21 protein-coding genes are annotated in these 20,373 nt (G+C 68.3%); 13 read left to right on the top strand and 8 right to left on the bottom strand.

Annotated elements, in window-relative coordinates; translation table 11 throughout:
• Positions 1-17: 17 nt before the first annotated feature.
• A complete protein-coding gene (locus MBA17_RS08355; RefSeq protein ID WP_238495720.1) occupies positions 18-758 on the bottom strand; it encodes a PP2C family protein-serine/threonine phosphatase in 741 nt (246 codons plus the stop codon).
• On the bottom strand, positions 755-1,573 hold the full coding sequence (locus MBA17_RS08350) for a GntR family transcriptional regulator (RefSeq protein ID WP_238495719.1): 819 nt from the start codon (positions 1,571-1,573) through the stop codon (positions 755-757). The genes MBA17_RS08355 and MBA17_RS08350 overlap by 4 nt, the downstream gene beginning before the upstream one ends.
• Before the next feature lie 293 nt (positions 1,574-1,866).
• On the opposite strand from MBA17_RS08350, the gene MBA17_RS08345 reads away from it, so the two are divergent.
• The 5 genes from MBA17_RS08345 (at position 1,867) to MBA17_RS08325 (ending at position 7,844) form a co-directional block, all read left to right on the top strand.
• The gene (locus MBA17_RS08345) at positions 1,867-2,466 is read left to right on the top strand and encodes a dTMP kinase (RefSeq protein ID WP_238495718.1); all 600 of its coding nucleotides are present in this window, start codon (positions 1,867-1,869) and stop codon (positions 2,464-2,466) included.
• A 16-nt stretch (positions 2,467-2,482) separates the two neighbouring features.
• Positions 2,483-3,796, top strand: coding sequence for a B12-binding domain-containing radical SAM protein (locus MBA17_RS08340; protein ID WP_238495717.1), 1,314 nt, complete (start codon positions 2,483-2,485; stop codon positions 3,794-3,796).
• A gap of 338 nt (positions 3,797-4,134) precedes the next feature.
• Positions 4,135-5,316, top strand: a complete 1,182-nt coding sequence (locus tag MBA17_RS08335; protein ID WP_238495716.1) for a DNA glycosylase AlkZ-like family protein — start codon at positions 4,135-4,137, stop codon at positions 5,314-5,316.
• Positions 5,317-5,423: 107 nt separating this feature from the next.
• Entirely contained in the window at positions 5,424-5,972 is a 549-nt protein-coding gene (locus MBA17_RS08330) for a nucleoside triphosphate pyrophosphohydrolase family protein (protein ID WP_238495715.1), read from the top strand.
• A gap of 1,596 nt (positions 5,973-7,568) precedes the next feature.
• On the top strand, positions 7,569-7,844 hold the full coding sequence (locus MBA17_RS08325) for a hypothetical protein (protein WP_238495714.1): 276 nt from the start codon (positions 7,569-7,571) through the stop codon (positions 7,842-7,844).
• A gap of 140 nt (positions 7,845-7,984) precedes the next feature.
• Here the strand turns inward: MBA17_RS08325 and MBA17_RS50310 are convergent, their stop codons facing one another.
• The 3 genes from MBA17_RS50310 to MBA17_RS08310 form a co-directional block, all read right to left on the bottom strand.
• The gene (locus tag MBA17_RS50310) at positions 7,985-8,188 is read right to left on the bottom strand and encodes a Tn3 family transposase (protein ID WP_455432722.1); all 204 of its coding nucleotides are present in this window, start codon (positions 8,186-8,188) and stop codon (positions 7,985-7,987) included.
• Between the two features lie 115 nt (positions 8,189-8,303).
• Positions 8,304-8,453 (bottom strand): hypothetical protein, encoded by a 150-nt coding sequence (locus MBA17_RS08315; RefSeq protein ID WP_238495712.1) that lies wholly within the window; start codon positions 8,451-8,453, stop codon positions 8,304-8,306.
• 102 nt (positions 8,454-8,555) lie between these two features.
• Entirely contained in the window at positions 8,556-8,951 is a 396-nt protein-coding gene (locus MBA17_RS08310; RefSeq protein ID WP_238495711.1) for a winged helix-turn-helix transcriptional regulator, read from the bottom strand.
• A 119-nt stretch (positions 8,952-9,070) separates the two neighbouring features.
• Here MBA17_RS08310 and MBA17_RS08305 point away from each other — a divergent pair, with 119 nt between their 5' ends.
• A complete protein-coding gene (locus tag MBA17_RS08305; protein WP_238495710.1) occupies positions 9,071-9,898 on the top strand; it encodes an enoyl-CoA hydratase/isomerase family protein in 828 nt (275 codons plus the stop codon).
• A 210-nt stretch (positions 9,899-10,108) separates the two neighbouring features.
• On the opposite strand, the gene MBA17_RS08300 is transcribed toward MBA17_RS08305, so the two are convergent.
• On the bottom strand, positions 10,109-10,762 hold the full coding sequence (locus MBA17_RS08300; RefSeq protein WP_238495709.1) for an NADPH-dependent F420 reductase: 654 nt from the start codon (positions 10,760-10,762) through the stop codon (positions 10,109-10,111).
• A 127-nt stretch (positions 10,763-10,889) separates the two neighbouring features.
• On the opposite strand from MBA17_RS08300, the gene MBA17_RS08295 reads away from it, so the two are divergent.
• Positions 10,890-11,066, top strand: coding sequence for a hypothetical protein (locus tag MBA17_RS08295; protein ID WP_238495708.1), 177 nt, complete (start codon positions 10,890-10,892; stop codon positions 11,064-11,066).
• Between the two features lie 107 nt (positions 11,067-11,173).
• On the opposite strand, the gene MBA17_RS08290 is transcribed toward MBA17_RS08295, so the two are convergent.
• Positions 11,174-11,923 (bottom strand): SDR family oxidoreductase, encoded by a 750-nt coding sequence (locus MBA17_RS08290; RefSeq protein ID WP_238495707.1) that lies wholly within the window; start codon positions 11,921-11,923, stop codon positions 11,174-11,176.
• 95 nt (positions 11,924-12,018) lie between these two features.
• On the opposite strand from MBA17_RS08290, the gene MBA17_RS08285 reads away from it, so the two are divergent.
• Positions 12,019-12,627 carry a TetR/AcrR family transcriptional regulator gene (locus MBA17_RS08285; RefSeq protein ID WP_238495706.1) on the top strand — a complete coding sequence of 203 codons (609 nt, stop codon included), beginning with the start codon at positions 12,019-12,021 and terminating at the stop codon, positions 12,625-12,627.
• Between the two features lie 150 nt (positions 12,628-12,777).
• Here MBA17_RS08285 and MBA17_RS08280 read toward each other — a convergent pair whose 3' ends face one another.
• Entirely contained in the window at positions 12,778-16,020 is a 3,243-nt protein-coding gene (locus tag MBA17_RS08280) for an ATP-binding protein (protein ID WP_238495705.1), read from the bottom strand.
• Between the two features lie 87 nt (positions 16,021-16,107).
• On the opposite strand from MBA17_RS08280, the gene MBA17_RS08275 reads away from it, so the two are divergent.
• From MBA17_RS08275 to MBA17_RS08255, 5 genes are all read left to right on the top strand, one after another.
• Complete coding sequence (locus MBA17_RS08275) at positions 16,108-16,749, top strand: hemerythrin domain-containing protein (RefSeq protein ID WP_238495704.1); 642 nt, start codon at positions 16,108-16,110, stop codon at positions 16,747-16,749.
• A gap of 53 nt (positions 16,750-16,802) precedes the next feature.
• The gene (locus MBA17_RS08270) at positions 16,803-17,228 is read left to right on the top strand and encodes a DUF4267 domain-containing protein (protein ID WP_238495703.1); all 426 of its coding nucleotides are present in this window, start codon (positions 16,803-16,805) and stop codon (positions 17,226-17,228) included.
• A gap of 28 nt (positions 17,229-17,256) precedes the next feature.
• On the top strand, positions 17,257-17,436 hold the full coding sequence (locus MBA17_RS08265; protein WP_238495702.1) for a DUF4267 domain-containing protein: 180 nt from the start codon (positions 17,257-17,259) through the stop codon (positions 17,434-17,436).
• Positions 17,437-17,592: 156 nt separating this feature from the next.
• Complete coding sequence (locus MBA17_RS08260; RefSeq protein WP_238495701.1) at positions 17,593-18,903, top strand: FAD-binding oxidoreductase; 1,311 nt, start codon at positions 17,593-17,595, stop codon at positions 18,901-18,903.
• 314 nt (positions 18,904-19,217) lie between these two features.
• Positions 19,218-20,258: a LacI family DNA-binding transcriptional regulator gene (locus MBA17_RS08255; protein WP_238495700.1), complete on the top strand. Its 1,041-nt coding sequence runs from the start codon at positions 19,218-19,220 to the stop codon at positions 20,256-20,258.
• Positions 20,259-20,373: the final 115 nt, after the last annotated feature.

Here is a 20,373-nt window from a genome sequence, read left to right as displayed (position 1 = left end):
CGATTCCCCGGGACCTGCTAGGGGTGAACTTCCCGTACGTCGGCGACGATCACGGTGATGTTGTCCGGACCGCCGTAATCGGTGGCCAGCGCGATAAGGCGATCGGCTGTTTCTCCCGGATCGCTGGATGAGCTCAAAATGTCTCGGATGAGCTCGTGTGGCGCTACCGCGCTCAGCCCGTCCGAACACAGCAGGAACCGGTCACCGGGACGGAGTGCCCGGGTGGTGAGGTCGGGTGAGCGTCCATCGGCCCGGCCGTCGAGGAAGCGGGCTATGCGCGCGGGCAGGTTCGGCACGCCGGCGGCGTCGGCCACCAGATTCCCGTAAGTGTGATCCTCGGTGATCTGGACGATCTGCGAAGTCCCGCTACCGGTGGAGCCGGTATTGCGCAGCAGGTAGGCGCGGGAGTCGCCCACATTCGCCACGACCGCCGCCGACTCGGACCACAGCATCGCCACCAGTGTCGTGCCCATGCCCACCAGGTCTGGTTCTCTTTCGATCCTGCGCCGCAGGGCCTCATTCGCGGCGTGGACGGCTCGTCCGAGGATTACGGGGAGGTCCGCCGGGTCCGCCTGACGGTCGTGAGCTTGCAGCGCTTCGATCACGGTGGCGCTGGCGATGTCGCCGGCGATGTGACCGCCGAGACCATCGGCGACTGCGAACAACGATTGGCCCGCGTAGACGGCGTCCTCGTTACGTCGGCGCACAAGCCCGATGTGGGTACGGGCAGCAGCCTCAACAGTGAGGGGCATGGTCATGCGCCTGCCGTGCCGATGTCGTCAGACCATGGATCTTGTGCGGAATCGTCGCGGTGCAGTACGTGTACGGTTTCGACCCGATCACTGGCCACGATGTACTCGGTCACCTCAATGGCATTTCCATCGCCCCCCGACGTTCCCACCCGCACGATCTCCAACACCGGCAGACTGGTCGGAATCTCCAGCAGGCCGGCTTCATCTTTGGTCGGCATCCGAGCTCTGTGGATCTCCATCCAGCTGATGGGCCAATGACCGGACATCTCCAGCCGGTATAGCCAGTCCCCCGGTCCGGGGGCCTGAGAATCGACCTCGGGGGCATCAGCGACACCACGGGGGTGAATCCACGAAATGTTGATCTGGAACGGAGGTTCCGACTCGGGCCCGGTGACCCGGAAACGGCGCATCACCGAACTGCCCACCGGGACGCACAGCAGTTTCGCGATTCGCGGGTCGGTCAGCGGTTCGAGGGACGCGAGGGGCTGGATGTGATGCTTCCACACCTCCTGGCCGGATGCCGAGGGGAAGGAGTAGCCGGGGCTGTCAGTGGCGACGTTCCGCTTCACCAGATTCCCCCGTGGCCTGCGCAGCCGCATCATGCCGTGCCGGACGATGATCCCCCGCCCCTGCACCGCCCAGACGAAACCCTCCGACTCCAGAACTCCGATCGCCCTGCCGATCGTGTCCCGGTTTGCGGCATACTCCACCGCGAAGTCGTCCAGGCGCGGAAGCTTGGCTCCCGGCTCCCACTCGCTGGCCTCAATCCGCGCCCTGATCTGGGCGGCGATATCCAAGTAGCGCGAGTGCACGGTCACCACGCAGCCTCATTTCAATAATTGTCTTGGGATAATTGACAGGATCGTGGTACAGGCTGACTATTGTCCCAAGACTATCGCTCCCTGCAGGGAAGCCGGCCCGCCGACACCCTGCGGGGGGACATCGTTCATTTGGATATGCGCTTCCGGTCCGAACGTCATGTAGTGCACGCGCCGCTTCCTTCGTGCGAAGGAGTCGCTCGATGTCCTCGCCCTCCAGCTCGGCTCCGAGGTTCAGCACTGATCCTTCGGCGCCGAGGGCACCCCTGCACGGTCGGCCGGGTCTCCTGGTTGTGGTGGACGGGCCGTCGGGGGTTGGCAAGAGCGAGGTCTGCCGCCTGCTCGCCGACATGCTCGTCCAGCGTGGGGCGGCGGTGGTGGCCACGGGGCAGCCGTCGCATTCGCCGATGGGGAGGCTGGCGCGATCGGCGACGCATGAGCTGCACGGCCTGGCGCTGACGTTCCTGATGGCGGCCGACCGGCACCATCACCAGGACGAGGTCATCCTCCCGGCGCTGGAGGCCGGGCGGGTTGTGGTGTGTGATCGGTACGTGCCGACCGCGCTGGTCCTGGACCAGATGGATGGCGCGGACCCCGCATTCATCACGACGCTCTACCGGCACATGTTCGCCCCGGACCTTGCGGTCCTGCTGACCGGTGATCCGGCCACCTGCAGGGAACGGGCTGCCCGACGGGGCACCTACAGCCGCTTCCACGAGGGCGGCGTCGCTGCGGCGTCTACCGAGGCCGGCCTGTACGAGCAGGCCGCCGGCCTCCTGACATCGCTCGGCTACCCAGTGATCAGCCTGGACATCGGTGACCGCACCGCGGAGCAGGTCACCGTCACCGTCCTGGCTCTCGTCGGCGAACTTCTCGCGCTCTCGCGGGGCGGCTGAGAAAGAGGTGGGTGTCATGCGCGTGGTGTTGCTGTACCCCGAGGTGTACGACATGGCCCGCTACAAGGAGGCTCGTAAGGAGTTCCCGCCGTTCGGGGTGCTGTATCTGGCAGCGGTGATCGAGCAGGGCGGCCACGAGGTCGTGATCGAGGCGGTCACGCCGTCCCGGACCCGACTGGAGCTGAGCGGGTTCGACGCGGTCGGATTCAGCCTCGCCTCGTCGGCGACCTACGGGCTGATGCTCACGGCGCGCCGGACCTCCACATTCGCCGACCATGCGCTGATCATGGTAGGCGGGGTGCACGCTAACTTCTACCCGATCGAATCCCTGACCGATTTCGCTGCGCACGTCGTCGCTGACGGCGAATCGGAGGAGATCATTCTGCAGCTGCTGGATCGCGGCGTGGACGGCGGCCGGGACTTCACCGGAATCCCCGGCATCTACTGTCCGAACGGGGACGGGCAGATCGTGCAGGGGCCGAGCCGGGTCTTGATGCGCAACATCGACGAGTTGCCGCTGCCCGCCCGGCACCTGCTCCCCCGCGAGCACGTCGTGCTGTCCGACCGGCTCGCCGGCACTGACACGACGATGGCGCACGTGATGTTCTCGCGTGGCTGCCCGTTCCCATGCACCTACTGCGCCGCCGCTCAGTCCCGGCTCCAGTATCGGGGAGCGGCCTCCGCGCGTCGCGAGCTCATCCACCTGATCGACGCCTACGGGATCGAGGGGTTCGCGATCGTGGACGACAACTTCATCGTCCACAAGGGCAAGGTTGGAGAGATCTGCGAGGCGATCGCCGACCTGAAACTGCGATGGTCAGCCCTGTCGCGGGTCGACACCGTCGATGGCCCGTTGCTGAAGAAGATGGCCGCCTCGGGATGCATCGAGGTCAAGTACGGAATGGAGTCCGGCAGCGAGCTGCTGCTGACGGCGATGCGCAAGCGAATCACCCGTGCCCAGATCCGCGACGCGATCCTGGCGACCGCGGACGCGGGGATCGGCGCGAAGGTGTTCGTCATCCACGGCTACCCCGGCGAGACCGAACAGACGACCGACGAAACCCTGTCGCTACTGGAGGAGCTTGCTCCGAACCTGTCGCGGGTTGCCCTGTTCAGGTTCGTACCGTTACCCGGCACACAGGTGTACGCCGACCCCGACAAGTACGGGATTTCCGGCACCCACCAGCAGCCGGGCTGGGACGGCGACTGGTCGAGATTCCACATCCACCACAACACTCTGCGCTGGTGGGGCGACGACAACCAGTGGGCCGAGGTCGAATCCTCCTACCTCCGGCTCCGCACCTTCGTCGACGCCACCTGGGGCCCATAAGACTGATACATCCTCCCGAGCCGAGTTCGCCCTTCCATTCGCATTCTCCGGTGCTGACAACCTGTCCGGTATGTGTGGCTGGTCCAGCATCGAGCGGTTCGCGAGCGTGGTGATGCCGGTAAATCAGGTGGAGACTGAGACATGGTGATGGGCCGCTCCTACCGTCCTGCCTAGGAAATAACGCCCGCACCTTTGGCCGCGGGGATCGAGGCCCGGTGACGTCGGTGTGGGCAAGATGTGGTTCGGCCCGGCTGGCGAACTCGGCCAATGCTCCGCCCCTGAAGTCTCGTCTCATCTAAGCTCCCCATGTGGCCCCGTCCTCCTCACTGCTCCCAGGAATGGCCACCTACACTCTGAGCGAGGCCAAAGCGGCCGCTCTGTGGGAGCACCTGCTCGCCCGGCAGGGCTTGGCTGACCACACTCGGCTGGAAACGGTCGCGCAGATTTCCGACGCCGCGCTCGGTCTGCACGCCGCCCGGCTCCCTTCGCCCTACGGGATCATTGCGTCCCGCAGCACCGGCGCTGCTGTGCCCACCAGCCTGTTCACCGCGCCGGTCCAGGACACGCTGCTGACCGTCCGGTGCATGCGCAAGACCCTCCATGCTCTCCCGCTGGGCCTCGCCGCGATCGCGCACGCCGCCACACTGCGGTTCCGCGACCGCGACGCTCGCCGCGCCATCGTAAAGGCCGGCCTGTCCGAACAGACCATCGCCGGCGCCGTAGACCGGCTCCTGGCGTTGCTGGCCGATGGCCCGCTCGGTCACCGGGCCATCGAACAGCGCCTGGCCCAGGATGGTGTAGGCGTCCCGACTGGACGGCTGGCGATCAAAAGGGCGTGGGAGGGCGGCCAGATCGTCTACCGCAACGCCACTAGGGTGTGGAACCGGGAGAAGAGGACCTTCGCGGTGGCCTCCTCGATCCCCGGCTTGAACCTCGGCCTGGATCGCGACGCCGCGATCACCGCCCTCGTCACCGCCTACCTCGACCGGTACGGGCCCGCCACCGTGCGCGACGCCACCTGGTGGTCCGGGCTGTCGGCCACCGACATCCTCACCGGACTCGCCGCCTCCGGCCGCGAGCTCGTCCGGATCCGTACACCCTGGGCACAAGCGGACTGCCTGATGTTCGCCGACCGGTTCGAGGAGTTCCAGGCCTCCACCCCGACGGCGACCGGAGTGAATCTGCTCGCGCACGAGGACACCGCGCTCAAGAGCTACTTCCAGACTCGCGGACGCTACCTTGGCGACCTCCCCCCACGCCGGGCGTTCAACCAGATCGGCGAGGCCTTACCCGGAATCATGATCAACGGTCGGATCGTCGGCACCTGGGAATGGAACCCCACCTGCCGCAGCGTCGAGGTCTCACTCGTCCGGGGCCGGGTCAGCCCGGCCGACCGGAAGACGATCGCCCGGCGGGCCGAGGCCCTGACCGGCACGCTCCGCCAGGGATGGGCATCCGGCACCGCACAGGTCTCCGACGTCAGCGTCGGGCAGCTCGCCGTCACCAACTCCGGCGGCTAGGGGCCCATCACCGGCCGCTAGCGTCGCAACCTCTTCTCAGACACACCAGGGATGGCCCGATGGAACCGTTGCCCCAGGAAGCCTCACTCGCCGATCTCCAGGAGTACGTGGCGAAGATGGAGATCGAGCGCGGCCTGTCAGGCCTCGGCTTGGACTCCCAGTGCCTCAAACTCGGCGAGGAAGTCGGTGAGCTGTTCGACGCCGCCGGAGCGTTCAGTTCCAACCCCTCCGGTCCCACCACCGTGATCGCCGAAGAGTGCGTCGACGTGACGATCTTGCTCGCCTCGATCGCCAACCGCACCAACGTCATCCTCACGGACGCGGTCCGCGCCAGAGCACTTCATGAAACCGGCCGTGTAATCGGTCTTGGCAGCTCACTCGGCGGCGTCCAGGACTACGCGGCCGGGACCGACCTGGCCACGCTCGGCCTCGCCGACCTGTGTCTGCGTCTTGGGCACGAGACCGGCGAACTGTTCCGCGCAATCCGCAAACGCAACGGCAACCCCACCGATCCCCACGGACGCACCGTCGCCATCGCCGACACATGTGCCCGCATCACGATCCTCCTGGCCGCCATCGCCAACCTCATCCATGTCACCCTCGAAGACGCATGGCGAGCCAAAGAAGAGCGCAACAACAACCGCACCTGGCGATAACAGCCCTCCTGCCGAACCCTGACGTCCGCGATCGGCGGCAGCAGGCCCCGTCACAACGTCGGACGCATCCTGGTGTCCGCCGGCGAGGCTCGCAAGCGCCCGCCCACCACAAAAAGGGCACCAGCCCGCGGACGCACTGGTGAAACGATGCGCTCGCCCTGCGAAGACCTTCCACGCTGTGCTCCGCTGGCCGATCCGGCATAGTTGCCCCTGTGCGGGCTGAAACCAAAGACTGGCCTGAGCCGGTGTGGACCTGCTGGAACTATTGGATTGCAGTGCCCACGGGTGATCAGGCGGTGTCATGGAGATTCTCGGATTGTCCGCATCAAGGCCGATCACCTTTGCCCAAGCCAGGGACATGATCGACGCTGATGCACACGGCGATCCGGACCATCGTCATCAGCTGTCCCAGGTTTACGTCAGCCCCGAAGTGAACGGCTGCACCTTGGTCATCGGGCCATGGTGTGATCCGTGTGACAGCGAGCGCCACGAGGACGTGCTCAGATTGTGCCAGGCGCTGAGCGCACGATATAGGCAGGCTCAGGCCTACTACTTCGGGGAGCAGGGCGACGGTTCGGCGTGGCTGGTGACCGAGGACGGGAACGTCGTCCGCCGTTGCACGACGACCGCGCGAGGCCATCGCCAAGATCACCGGTGTCCTCGCCCAACCCCGCCGCACCCACTGAGCGGCCCCAGCAGCAAGACGCCAAATACCGCCGGGTAACTCACGCCATCAAGCCATCAAAGTTACGGTTGAGCCGGGTCGCGGGCACGCAGGGTGTCTTCGCCCAGCTCACGAGCCTGCAGAGTGCGTTGGGCGGGGTCGCGGGCAGGCGGGGTGCTCTCGCCGGGATCGCGGACCTGCAGAGCGCCACCTGCGTAAACTCGCGGTCGACCTGGATGAGGTCTATCGGCAGCTCGCCGATGTGCTGGACGCCAACCCGGCCATCACGATCAGGGGCGGGAAGCTGCAGCTGGAGGCCGCGCCGCTGCCGGAGGCCTCGGGTTGAAGCCGGTGGCCAAGCTCGGCGATCCCGCACTGGGCCTGCATCGGCTCGTTGGGGTGGAGAAGGGCTACTTCCAGCACGAGGGGATGGGCGCGGCGTGGCCCGCGAGTGGACGGCCGCGCTGACCAGTGGTCCCGCCCCGCTCGTGGCACGCGCCGGTGGCGCGTCCTGGCCTGTCGCCCTCCTGCTGATGTTTGTGTGGCCTGGTTATAGAAAGTTGTCCTTAGCCAGCGCCTTTACATTGTAGATTTATAAGTGGTGGGCAAGGGCGAGTGCCTGAACATCGCCAAGCTGTGACGACGCCCGCCGCAGGCCCGACGTGCGAAGCAGCGAACCTCGGAGCCACATGGACCGGCGAACTCCGTTGTTACCACACCCCTCCCATCGACCCCCACTCCCCCGCCCCAGAAAGAGGCCGCGTTCGCTGCGACTGGTTGGCGTGCCGATAGGAGTGGAACGGCGAGCCGGGCTTAGTGTCACATTTGTTGACACCATGGGTTTGACCAGGCCGGTCTTGTCCGATGGCGGAGTTTGAGGGTGTGGCGTTCCTGCGCTCTGATGCTGATCGTTTTGCCGTGAGATCGCTGATTTGGCGCCTGCGATACGGCTGCGCCGGCTATCGGAGCTGCGCGCGATGCTGGAAGAGGTGACCAGCACAGCGCTGATCGCGGCGATGGCGGACGCGCGGGGTGAGGGGTGGGGCCTGCGCAAAATCGGCGCGAGCGCCGGGATCTCGCATGAGCAGGCGCGCCGGACGCTGGCCGAGGGCCGTACGGCGCGCGCTGAACAAGAGGGGGGTAACTCGGCGGGCGGGGGCGTGCGCAGCTGCCCGTCGCGGACCAGTTCCGGCAGGGGGAAGCTGTAGCGGCCGAGCATGTTGAAATGCTCAAAGCCCAGAGGTGAGAGTCGGGCGATGTCGGCGGCAGAGATTCTCTTGCCTTCGGCGCGCATTTTCTTCCAGAGCGCGGGCCGTGTAGACGGTGTTCCACAGAATGCAGACGTTGGTCATAAATCCCAAAGCGCCAAGTTGATCTTCCTAGCCTTCCTCGTACTTCTGCCGGAGTTCGCCTTTTGGCCGTGGAAGATCTTACGGGCCAGGGTGTGGCGGGATTCTTGCCGGTTAAGTTGAGTGTTGACCCGGCGGCGCAGCAGTTCGTCGTCGTAGCAGCTGGCCAGGTGGGTGGAGCGATCGAGTTTGCCCAGCTCCATCAGGGCGCGCCCGATGGAGGCGCCCTCGAATATCAGCAGCGGTCAGGTCAGATAATCGACGTGACCGATTACGTGGTTAATTGTGTCAGTCTCACGCCTATCGTGATCATCGCCGTCATGCCCGCGCAGGCCGGGTGAGACGCAGGAAGATGCGCTCGTCGGCGCCGGACTGGATGCGGGAGTGAACGCCGAAGACGACCCACAGGTCGATCGGGGCGCCGGCGTCACCGACCTCGAACCTGGCTCGCCGGTAGAAGCGATCCACCCCGAGTGTGGGGGGGCATCTGCCCGTAGAGCAGCAGGTAGCCGCACCGGTCGTACATCTGCGTGCAGGCCTTGAGCAGGGGGCCTGGCTTCGGCTCCGGTGTCAGGGCTGAGCGCGCTGGTCGAAATCGCGCTGGCGTGCTTGGATCTCGGGCGCGTTGGCGACTGTCCAGTCGTAGAGGCGGCCGAACGGCTCGCGCAGGGTCTCGCCGAGCGGGGTCAACGAGTATTCGACGCCGACCGGCGAGGTCGGCAGCACCCGGCGCTCGACCATCCCGTTGCGTTCGAGCCGGCGCAGGGTCTGCGTGAGCACGCGCTGAGTCACGCCCTCGAGGCGGCGCTTGATCTCGTTGAACCGGCGCGGCTCGGCCAGGACCGCCATCACCATCATCGACCACTTGTCGGCGATCTGATCGAGGATCGGCCGGCTCGCACAATCGGACCGGAACACAAGGTCCTGCTCGGCGATAGCCCGGTAAACGGTCTCAGAAGCGGCCATGGCGGTATCCTCCACGATCCCTGGGATGCCTGAAGTGCGTTATTGACGCAGGTCATCATCGGTTTCACAGTAGGTATACAACAGGAACCAAGATCCTGCCAGATACCTACGGAGACAAGATGAACCACGACGCCTACCGGACTCTGCGGGTCAGCCGGAACGATGGGGTCGCGCACGTCACGATCGACAACCCACCGATCAACGTCCTCGGCGTCGCCGTCATGACCGACCTGCGGCGCCTGCTCACCACGCTGGCCGGTGACGACACCGTACGCGTGATCGTGTTCGACAGCGCCGACCCGGACTTCTTCCTTGCCCACGTCGACATGACCCTCACCCCGGAGGATCTCGCCGGGCTCATGGCCGACCTGCCGGAACACGTCAATGTCTTCCAGGCCGTAGGGGAGCAACTACGCCACCAGCCCCAGGTGACCATCGTCAAGCTCGCCGGCAAGGCGCGCGGCGGCGGAGCCGAGTTCGTCGTGGCCGCCGACATGGCGTTCGCAGCGATCGGCAGGGCCGGGCTCGGCCAGATCGAAGCCCTCATGGGCATCGTCCCCGGCGGAGGCGCCACGCAGTACCTCACTGAGCGCGTCGGCCGCAACCGCGCCCTGGAAGTCGTGCTCGGCGCCGACCTACTCGACGCCGAGACCGCCGAGCGGTACGGCTGGGTCAACCGCGCCCTCCCCGCGCACGAGCTCGACGAGTTCGTCGACCGCCTCGCCCGCAACATTGCCGCGCTGCCGGACGGCGTCGTCGCGGCGACCAAGCACGCCATCATCCCCAGCGATCATGCCGATGGCTTGGCACGGGAGACCGATGCCTGGGCCGGGCTCGTATTCCGCTCCGCCACGGCGCAGCTCATGGGCGCAGGGCTGGCCCGCGGCGCCCAGACCCGTGACGGCGAACAGGACTTCGAGGGCCTGTTGCGCGGCCTAGCCGGGTAGTCAGATCCGCTCGGCTGCCGAGACAGTGGCGTTCGCGGAGAAGCGCCGTGGCCCCGATGATCTCGAGCCCCAGCAGGAGTCCGTCCGCGTCGAAGTCGAGCACGATGTCGCCTCGGCCCGCACGCTCCACGACGACTTGCTCCGCGGCAGCGCCACTACCCTCGTGGCCGGCCACGTAGACCACCTCGATGATCCGCTGCAGGGACAGACTCACCTCAAGATGATCCGTCGCGCCCGGGCGAGGTTGGCCATCAGTTCGGCACGGGTCTGGTGCTCGTGCGCGACCCACGCGGGTTGACCGGGGCCGCTGCGCCACGACTCGCTGAGCGGGCTGTTGTCGGCGGTGTCGAACCCGAACTGGTCATACAGTCGCGTCACGAGTTCCACGGCTTCGGGAAAGTCGCTCGAGGCCGACAGCGCCACACGGCCGGGGGTGCCCGCCGCTTTGCCCGCGGTGGTGATGCGGGGAGCTTGGATGTGGGTGAAGGCCTTGACGACCTTGGATCGCGGAAGGTGCTCTTGGCGTAGCTCGTGAACTGTCTTCTCACCCGAGTCGATGACCGGGATATGGCCATCGCGCCAGGCCATGTAGTTGTTCGTGTCAAGCACGATCTTGCCTGCCAGCTCCCCCGCAGGCATGTCGTTGACCACCTTGAGGGGGACCGCCACGACTGCGAACTCACCGGCAGCAGCAGCTCCGGCAGCGGTTGCGGCACGCGCTGACGGGCCGAGCTCGTCAATGAGGTCCTTCAACGTCTCGGGTCCTCGCGAATTGGCAATAACGACGTCGTAACCGTTCGCGATCGCCGCACGCGCGACCTGGCTACCGACCTCACCTGCGCCAATGATGCCGATTACTGTCATGAGTCCTTACCTCAATCTCTGGTGAGACTATTGCGCCGTCGGCCGGCGTGGCTTCGCTCGTATGTTGTACGGACTCGTGCGAGGACGCCGCAGATGGGGTGCACGTCGGAACCGTTCCTTGATCAGGATGATGGGTCGCCCTGATCAAGGCCGTCTTGATCGTGCAGACCTACTTGACGCGCGGACTTACCGCTCACTGGTCGGACTCTTCCTGCTGGCGGTCTCCTGCGGCACCGTGTCCGGTGCCGGCGGCAGGAAACTGCTGGTGCACCGGATCACCTTCGTGCTGCTGCGGCAGGCCTGACCTCGGTCCGCCCGGCCAGCTTGCGAACGAGGCTGCCAGGCTCGCCCGCCTGAGCGAGCCGGCCGGCCAGGCGCCGCCATCCTGGCCGGGTGTGCGGGCCGTGGAACTCAGATCTGGTTCAGTCCGCCGTCGACGTACAGGCTCGAACCGGTGATGAAGCTGCTCTGCTCGGAGGCGAGGAAGGCCACGGCGGCGGCGATCTCCTCCGGGCGCCCGAGCCGGCCCAGCGGCACATGCGCAGCCAGTTGCTGCTTGAGGCCGGCGGCCTGCTCCGGGTTGGGAGCGAGCCCCGACAAACCAGGGGTGTCGGTCGGGCCGGGCGTGATGGTGTTGACCCGGATACCGCGTCCCTTGAGTTCGTTGGCCCAGGTCCGGGAGAACGATCGGGTGGCGGCCTTGGTCGCCGCGTACACGCCGAACGCCTCCGCGCCGACGTCCACATTGGTAGAGCCGTTCAAGATCACCGAGGCGCCGTCGTTGAGCAGGGGCAGCGCCTTCTGAACGGTGAACAGCGTGCCCCGGACGTTGACACCGACGAGGGTGTCGAAGTGCTCCTCGGTGACCTGCTCAAGCGGCACGAACGCGGCGACGGAGGCATTCGCGAACAGTACGTCCAGGCCCCGTCCCCGGCTGCGGATCGTCTCGTAGAGCCGGTCCAGGTCGGCCAGGTTCGAGATGTCGCCGATCACCGCGGTAGCCGCTGAACCGATCACTTCGACGGCCGCGTCGAGTTCGGTCTCGCGCCGGCCGGTGATGAACACGTGTGCGCCCTCGGCCGCCAGCCGTACGGCACTGGCCAGGCCGATTCCGGTGCTGCCGCCGGTGACGAGAGCGGTCTTACCATCAAGTAGTCCCATGTGAACAACCTTCTTTCGACTTCTGAAGCGATCGATGCAGAAGTCGAACGGTAGCACTTCTGCATCGATCGATGCAGAAGAGGTAGGCTGCGGGCGTGGAGACCAAACAGAGCGGTCCAATCGGCCGACCGCGAGGATTCGACGCCGACGAAGCTCTCGAGCGCGCCATGCTGGTCTTCTGGGAGCACGGCTACGAGGGGGCCAGCCTGGCCAACCTGACCGACACGATGGGTATCTCCACCACCAGCATGTACGCAACCTTCGGCAACAAGGAGGACCTGTTCCGCAAGGCCCTGGAGCGCTACACCGAAGGCCCGAGCGCATACCTGGCCCAGGCCCTGGAGGAGCCGACCGCCCTCGGCGTCGCCACCGCGATCCTGGCCGGCACCATTCGAACCACCACCCGCCCGGCCCATCCCCACGGGTGCATGGGCGTCCAGGGCGCCCTGGCCACCAGCGACCCCGGGCGCAGAGTCCGTGACCTTCTCACCGCCTGGCGCAACAACGGCTGCTCCTGCGTCCGAGAGCGGTTCCAGCGGGCCGTCGACGACGGCGACCTGCCTGCGGAGACCAGCCCGGCACTCCTGGCCCGCTATGTCACCACCTTGGCATTCGGCATCGCCGTGCAGGCCGCGAGCGGTGTCGGCCGCGACGAACTCCAGGAGATGGCCGACGCCGCCCTACGCAACTGGCCGCTCCCCTGAGAACCGCCCGGCGTTCGTCTCCCGGAGCAACTGCTCGCCGTAACGGCCGGTTCGCACAGACGGTCTATTGCCAGAGAAGATCACCAGGGGCTGGCCACCTTCTCGACCCTCACTTGCGGTGTCACAGATGTGCGGCACCGTGGGCAGAGGCTAGGTGGTCGTTCGCAACCGGGCCTCGGCGGCCCAGAGGGGTGCGTTCCATTGGTCGGCGATGGTGGCGGCCTGGGTGAAGTGAGCGGCGGCCTCGTGGTCGCGGCCCAGGAGGACGGCCAGCTCGCCGAGGGTGTGGGCGACCGGGCGCAGCGCCACCGACAGGCTCGTGGCGCCCGCCGGGGGGCCGTTGCGGTGCGGAAGAAGCGTCGCGTAGATCTCCTCGGCGGCGTCGCGGTCGTTCAAGGCGACGATGGCCATCGCGCGCAACGTTGAGAAGAAGGCGAAGAAGAAGTCGGGGCGGATCGGGCTGGGTGACGCGCGGACCTCGCGGGCTTCGGCGTCCAGGCCCTTGGCGTGGAGGGCGAGCGCGAGCAGGTCGGAGGTCATGGGGCCGAGCGCGGCGTGGAGGGCGCGAACGTCGTCCAGGTGCGCACCGAGCGTGCCGTCGTTCAGCCAGATCGTGGCCAGGGCGAGTTGGAGAAAGCCCGTGTGCACCGATCCGGCGCGCCGCATGCCCTCGTCGGCCTTGATGTAGAGGAGTTCGGCGTCGGCGAATCGGCCTTCGATGAGCGCCAGGGTCGCCAGCATGATCTCGGCGACGGCGATCGCCTCGCGCATTCGGTAGGTGCGCGCGAGTTCCAGGGCCTCGGTGGTCACCTGGTGCATGGTCACCGAGTCGTTGGCGGCGGCGGCGACGGCGGCATGGTTGAGCAGCCCGGTGATGCGGTAGACCGGCAGGTCGTGCTCGGTGCCGATCTCCACGAGCTCCCGGCAGAGCTCGGCGTCGCCGTGGACTTCCGCCAGGATCTCGAGTGCCGCGGCCCGCAGCCGGGGTCCGGTGGCGAGGTCGAGTGCCTCCTGCGCTGCCTCCAGAACGGTCGGGTCGTCCTCGCCGACCAGTTCGTGCGCGTACGCCGTCAGGAGCCGGGACCGCACCGAAGGGGTCAGTTCGCGCTTCAGCAGGCGGCTCAGGCGGTCGACGATGGCCCGGTCCACCGTGCCGTACGTACGGGCCTGCCAGGGGGTCGGCTCTGTCCACGCGGTGAATGCGGCGATCATCAGGTCGTCGCGGCCCAGGGACTCTGCGTACTCCACGGCTTCACGGCGTGTCTCGCGGGCGGCTCCGACGGCTCCCGCCCGGATCTGCGCGCGCAGCAGCCTGCCGAGCAGTTCGACGCGTTCGTCCGGTCCGGTCGAGTTGGTGACGGCGTCGGTGAGGAGGTCGGCCGCCACGTCGTGGGCGTAGCGGGCCTCGGCGAGCTCGGCGGCCTGGACGCAGTAGCCGACGGCCTTCGGTGAGCCGGCGCGCGCGTAGTGGTGGGCCAGCGCCGCGATGTCGTCGGTGCCTTCAAGAGCGGCGGCGATCCGGGCGTGCATGCGGGCTGTGCGGAGGCGGCTGAGGTCGGCGACGAGGGTGTCCCTGACGAGGGCGTGGACGAAGCGGATGAGGCCTGGGGCGGGCTCGTCGAGGAGCCCGGCGATGACGCCCGCGTCCAGCGCGTCCATCACGCCGTCCTCGTCGGTGTCGGCGGCCTTTACGAGGACGTCCACTGAGCTTTCCCGGCCTGAGACCGCGGCGAGCCGGAGGATGGACACGCCGCCTTCAGGCAGGCGCGCGAACCGGCGGCGGAGGACGTCCCGTACGCCTTCGGGGACCTCGGAGAGGGCGACCAGCGCGCCTTCGCCGTTCAGCAGCCGGGCGCTTTCGCGCACGTAGAACGGGTTGCCGCCGGTGCGCTCGGCGATCCCTGCGATGGTCTCCTCGTCGGCCTCGCATTCGGTCCGTACGAGCTCCGCGACGGCCTCGTCGTTCAGCCCCGGCAGCGCTAGGCGGAGGGGCGTGGCGCGCGCGAGGGAGGCCAGCGTTTCGGTGAGGTGCCCGCTCTCGTCCGCGCGGTACGCGGCGACGACCAGGATCGGGGCCCGCATCCCGAGGCCGCCGCCGAGCAGTTCCAGCGTGGCGGCGTCCGCCCAGTGCAGGTCGTCCAGCACGACGGCGACCGGGCGTTCCGTGGCGACCGCCGCGAGCCACTTCCACACGGCTTGGCGCAGCCGGAACCGTCCGGCGGTGGCGTCGTCGTCCGCCGGTCCGGTGTCGGTTAGCAGCGGCGCGAGGTCGTCCGCGAACTCGCCCGGGGACGTGGTCGCGGCGGCGGCTCTCAGCGCCTCAGTCCAGGCCCACGCGGGCGGCGCGCTGTCGACCTCGGGGCAGCGGCCGACGGCGACCAGCCACCCGTCACGTTCGAGCCGCCTGCCGAGGTGTTCCAGCAGCGTCGACTTGCCGAGCCCGGCCTCGCCGGTGACGAGGGCGATGCGGGCGCCGTCGGTGGCGGCCTCGGTGGCGGCCGTGACCAGTGCCGACAGCTGTGCCTCGCGTCCGACGAACGGCGCCTCGATGATCGGAGCCGGCCGCGGCAGCGGTGCGGTCGGCGGTCGCGGGGGCACGGTCTCGCGCATGACGTCCGTGCGCTGGGTGAGAATCGCCTCCTCCAACGCCGTCAGGTCCGGGCCAGGGTCGAGCCCGAGCTCCTCGGCGATGATGCCGCGGGCGCGGCGGAGCGTCGCCAGCGCGTCGGCTTGGCGTCCGCTGCTCCACAGTGCCAGGGCGTGCAGCCGCCAGCCCTCCTCGCGGAGGGGCTCGTCGCGGGTGAGCCGCTCGGCCTCGGGAACCACCGCGGCGGGGTCGCCGATTCGCAGACCCGCCGCGACGTGCAGTTCGGTGGCGACCAGGCGCAGCTCGTTCAGCCGGGCCGTCTCGGCGGCGGCCCACAGCTCGTCGACGACCTCGGCGAACGCCGGTCCCTGCCACAGGCCGAGCGCCTCGGCGAGCCGAGCCTGGGCGACGCGCGGGTCGGTGTCCGTACGGGACTGGTCGAGCAGGTCCTCGAACCGCCACGCGTCCACCGACTCCGGCGGCAGCCGCAGCGCATAACCGGGCGACGCGCTCACCAGCAGCCGGGCCGGCGTGCGCGGCGGACGTCCGGGCTCCAGCAGCCGGCGCAGGTTGGACACGTACGCCTGCAGGGACATCAGCGCCCGCGCGGGTGGCTCCCCGCGCCACAGATTCTCGATCATCCGGTCGACCGGCACGACCTGCCCACGCGCCGCCACCAGCAACGCCAGCACGCCCCGCTGCCGCGGCCCGCCGAGGTGGACGGTCTCACCGTTCACCTCGGCTGCGAACGAGCCCAGCACCCGGATGAAGACCATGATCCGCACATCATACGTGGACGGTTCCAAGTCGGCTCCAAGTCCCCTCCAAATACCCGGGAGCAGCCTGAACACATCGCAACCGCCCCGGTCGCAATCCAGCAGAGGCAGGAACAGATGAGCGTCAACACCCAGGATATGGAGATCGTCCACCGCGTGCTCCGCCGTGAGTCACGACTGCTGGTGGAGCTCGTCGCGGCCGTCACCCCGGGTGACACCGCTCGCGCCAAGGTGATCGCCGACCACTTCCGCGTCTACCGCATGGGCCTGCACAACCATCACGAGGGCGAGGACGAGCTGCTGTGGCCGCCGCTGCTTTCCCGGGTGGATCTGGAGGCCGACATCGTCCTGCGCATGCAGGCCCAGCACGAACGCATCGCGGCCACCCTGACCAGGCTGGACGCCGCGGTCCCCGCCTGGGAGGCCGCCGCCGGGGCGGACGAGCGCGACACGCTCGTGGCCGCCCTAGCCGACCACCGGGCCGTGCTTCTCGAGCACCTCGACGACGAGGAGGCCACTCTCCTTCCGCTCGCGGCCGAGCACATCACCGAAAAGGAATGGGCCTCCCTGGGCGACCACCTGGTGGCCAACACGCCCAAGTTCACCCTGCTCACTCTCTTCGGCCTCGTCCTGGAGGATGCGAACCCGGCCGAGCGCGCCACGCTCCTGTCCGCCCTTCCCGCTCCGGTACGCGGCCTCTGGCACGTCATCGGCCGCCCCCGCTACGCCCGCCACATCAGCCGCGTCCGCGCCGCCTGACCACACGACTCCCAAGCTCACCAAGCTCGCAAAGACTCGCAAGGGGAAGAACAATGTCGCTGAAGAAGATCAACACCGTCCTGGCCGCCGCCTTCATCCTCTTCATCCTCTGGTTCGGGGTGGAGTTCATCCTGAGCCCGGAGACGACGGCGCCGGGCTTCGGCCTGCCGAGCTGGCCGTCCGGCGACGGCGGCGGCTTTCTGATCATCAAGGGAATCCGCGACGTCGTCTTGGCCCTGGTCCTGGGCATTCTGCTGGTGACGGGCCACCGCCGGGCGCTGGGCTGGGTGCTGCTGGTGGAGGCCTTCGCCGCGTACGGCGACATGACCACCGTGCTGGCCCACCACGGCTCCGTGGCCACCGCGCTCGGCGTCCACGGCCTGACCGCGACGCTGATGGTGGTCAACGGCCTGCTGATGATGCGCGAGACCCGCAAGGTCGCGGCCGCTCCGGCGACGCCCGCCCCGCAGCCCGCCTGACGCCACCTTGGCGCGTGTCGGCGTTCGCGTGCGCGACATCGCTTCAGGGCTGGTCATCTTCATCGTGCCGGCCGGCGGGACGACCCACCTGCTGGGCTGGTTCATGCCGGCTGCCGGCGCCATACCCGTCGGCGACGCGGTGATCGTGCTGCGCGGCAACGTCCCAAAGCGGTCCCCTACGGCATCCACGGCGCCATCGCCGCGGTGATGACGGCGATCAGCGCGCTCCTGCGATCGCGTAAACCACGCGGTCCGGCGGCCGGAGCGCTTTGAAGCGTCCCACCATCCAGCAGCAGAACAGCGCGGTCAGGGCGCAGCAACGGTGTTCCCCCGCATTTGTGAGAACTCGAAAAAGGAGACGACGATGACGATCAACGATTTGCGCGGTGTCCTGAAGGGGCACGTGCTCCTGCCCGATGAGGACGGCTTCGAACAGGCGGCCACCGCGTGGAATCTGACCGTCAGGCAGCCGGTGGCGGCCGTGACGGAGGCCGCGGATGCCGATGACGTGGCGACGCTCGTGCGTTACGCGCGGCGGGCGGGTATGACGGTGACCGCGCAGCCGAGCGGGCATGGCGCCTCCGGTGATGTGGAAGGCCTGATCCTGCTGCGTACGGGCCTGCTGAACGAGGTGGAGGTACGCGCGGAGGAGCGCGTGGTCCGGGTGGGCGCGGGCGTGAAGTGGGGGCAGGTGCTGGCGGCGGCCGGTCCGCTGGGTCTGACCGGCCTGTCCGGCAGCGCGCCGGGGGTCAGCGTGACCGGCTACACCCTGGGCGGTGGGGTCGGCTGGTTCAGCCGCAAGTACGGCTTCGCCTCCGACAGCGTGCGGGCTATCGACATCGTGGACGCCGATGGCGAGCCGGGCCGGGTGACCGCCGAGTCCGATCCCGAGCTGTTCTGGGCGCTGCGCGGCGGTGGCGGGGACTTCGCGGTGGTGACCGCCCTCGAACTCGAGCTGTATCCCGCGCCAGTCCTGTACGGCGGGCGCGTGATCTGGCCGGAGCACCGGACCAGGGAGGTGTACGACGCGTTCCTGGAGATCACCGCCGGGGCGCCGCGTGAACTCAGTGTCTGGATCAACCGGCTCCAGCCCCCCGGCGCGTCGCCGATGGTCACGCTGGATCTGGCCTACCTGGGTGAGGCGGCTCAGGGGAAGGACCTGCTGGCGCGCATCGACAAGATCGAGGGCGCGATCTCCGACAGCCGCGGCGTCGTCCCGGTTGCCGACCTGGGTGACATCGCCGCCGAACCCACCGATCCGGCCCCATCACTCGCTCGTGCGGAGCTGCTCACCGGCCTGGACGCGGACGCGGTGGAGCTCCTGCTGGCCAACCCGGTCGAACCGCTTATCAACGTGCAGATCAGGCACCTGGGCGGGGCGCTCGCCGAGCCGGGCGGCGGGGCCGGTGCGAGCGGCGCGGTGGCTGAGCCGTACCTGCTCGGCCTGCTGGGTCTCGGCCTGCCGCACGCGGCCGATGCGACGCGCGCCAAGCAGGCCGAGGTCGTGGCCGACCTGGAGGCCTACATCAGCGGCCGCAAGCCGTACACCATGCTGTCCCCCGGTGACACGGCGGCGAAGTCCTTCTCCGGCAGCGCGCTCGCACGGCTGCGGGAGATCAAGCGGGCCCGTGACCCGCACAACGTGTTCCGCGCGAACTACCCAGTGCTCGGATAGATCGGCACGTGGCCCGATTCTCCGGGTGGCCTCCATCGGCTATGACGGGGTCGCAGGCAAGCGCCGCAAGATCGTGTTCACCGTGAAGGAGTAGGAGCGGCCGGTCGTACCGCCGCTTCTGCCAGGTCAGCGGCACGTGGATGCGCGTGCCCTGATCGCACTCCAGGGCACGGCGGCGTAGTGCCTCCGCGACTCTCGCCTATCAGGGCTATCCTGAGGCCGCCCGAGCACGTGATGATCATTGGACGTGGTTCCGTCCGGCGGCAGTGCTTCCAGCCCATGGACGCGGTACGGGTCGGCGCGGGAGGTGGGACATGCGAGAAGACGGGGAGCAGGACGACCGGCTCGGTGCGCGCCGGGTACGGATGCTCGATGTGGCCAACGCGCTCGGCCTGTCCCGGGCCACCGTCTCGCTGGTGATGCGGAACAGCCCGCTGGTGTCAGAAGCGACCCGGAGCGCTGTCCTGGTCGAGGCCGAGCGGCTGGGATACATCTACAACCAGGCCGCCGCCAACCTGCGGACCCAGCGCAACGACCTGGTCGGGCTGGTGATGCCGGACGTGATGAACCCGTTCGTCGCCGAGGTGTCGCTGGGCGTGCAGGAGGTGCTCGGGGAGGTCGGCCTGTTCGTCATGATCGCCAACACGGTGGACCGGGTGGACCTGCAACGGCAGATCCTCCGGTCTCTGGTGGGGCACCGCGCGGCCGGCGTGGTCACCATCCCCGCGCTGACCTCGACCGCGGACCATTTCGCCGACATACGCCGCAGCGGCCTGCCGACGGTGCTGCTGCTGCGGCACATCGACGGCGTGGAACTGCCGTTCGTCGGCACCGACGAGGCGGCGATCGGCCGGCTCGGTGCCGAGCACCTGATCACCGTGCACGGCTGCCGCCGGGTGGCCTACTTCGGCGGCGACCCGCTGGCCTCGCCGCGGGTCGGCCGGATGGAGACCTTCCGGCGGGCGGTCACCGAAGCCGCTGCCGACTGGGACGCGACCTGGTCGGAGCCGCTGGAGGCGACCCCGGACGCCGCGTACCGCCGTGCCGCCGAGTTGCTCGCGGCCGGGCCGCCGCCCGACGGGGTGCTGTGTCACAGCGACAACGTGGCCTACGGCCTGGCCAAGGCGTTGCGGCTCGGTACCCCCGACGCGGCGCCCTGTGCGGTGCTCGGCATCGACGACCTCCACCAGTCGGCGATGTGGAACCCGTCGATCAGCAGCGTCGCCACCGACCCGGTCGAGCTGGGCCGGGTCTGCGGCCGGGTGCTGCTGGCCGAGATGGGGATGCCGGTCGAGGGCAGCTGTACCCCTCCGGCGCCCGAGATCCACGCTCGCGCGTCCTGCGGCTGTCACTGAGCGATCTCGCCTGCCAGTAAGCCGGCCCGCCTATTTCATGGTTGACCTACCGGTTTTTATCGATATGGTTGACCCGCCAATTTAGATCGATCTAAGTTGTCCCGAACCGAGTCGG

The sequence above is a fragment of the Dolomitihabitans soli genome, from assembly GCF_022213955.1.
GTDB classification, from domain to species: domain Bacteria; phylum Actinomycetota; class Actinomycetes; order Streptosporangiales; family Streptosporangiaceae; genus Streptosporangium_A; species Streptosporangium_A soli.
The sequence above is the reverse complement of the archived record's forward strand: the minus strand, read 5'-3'. Positions and strand labels throughout refer to the sequence as shown.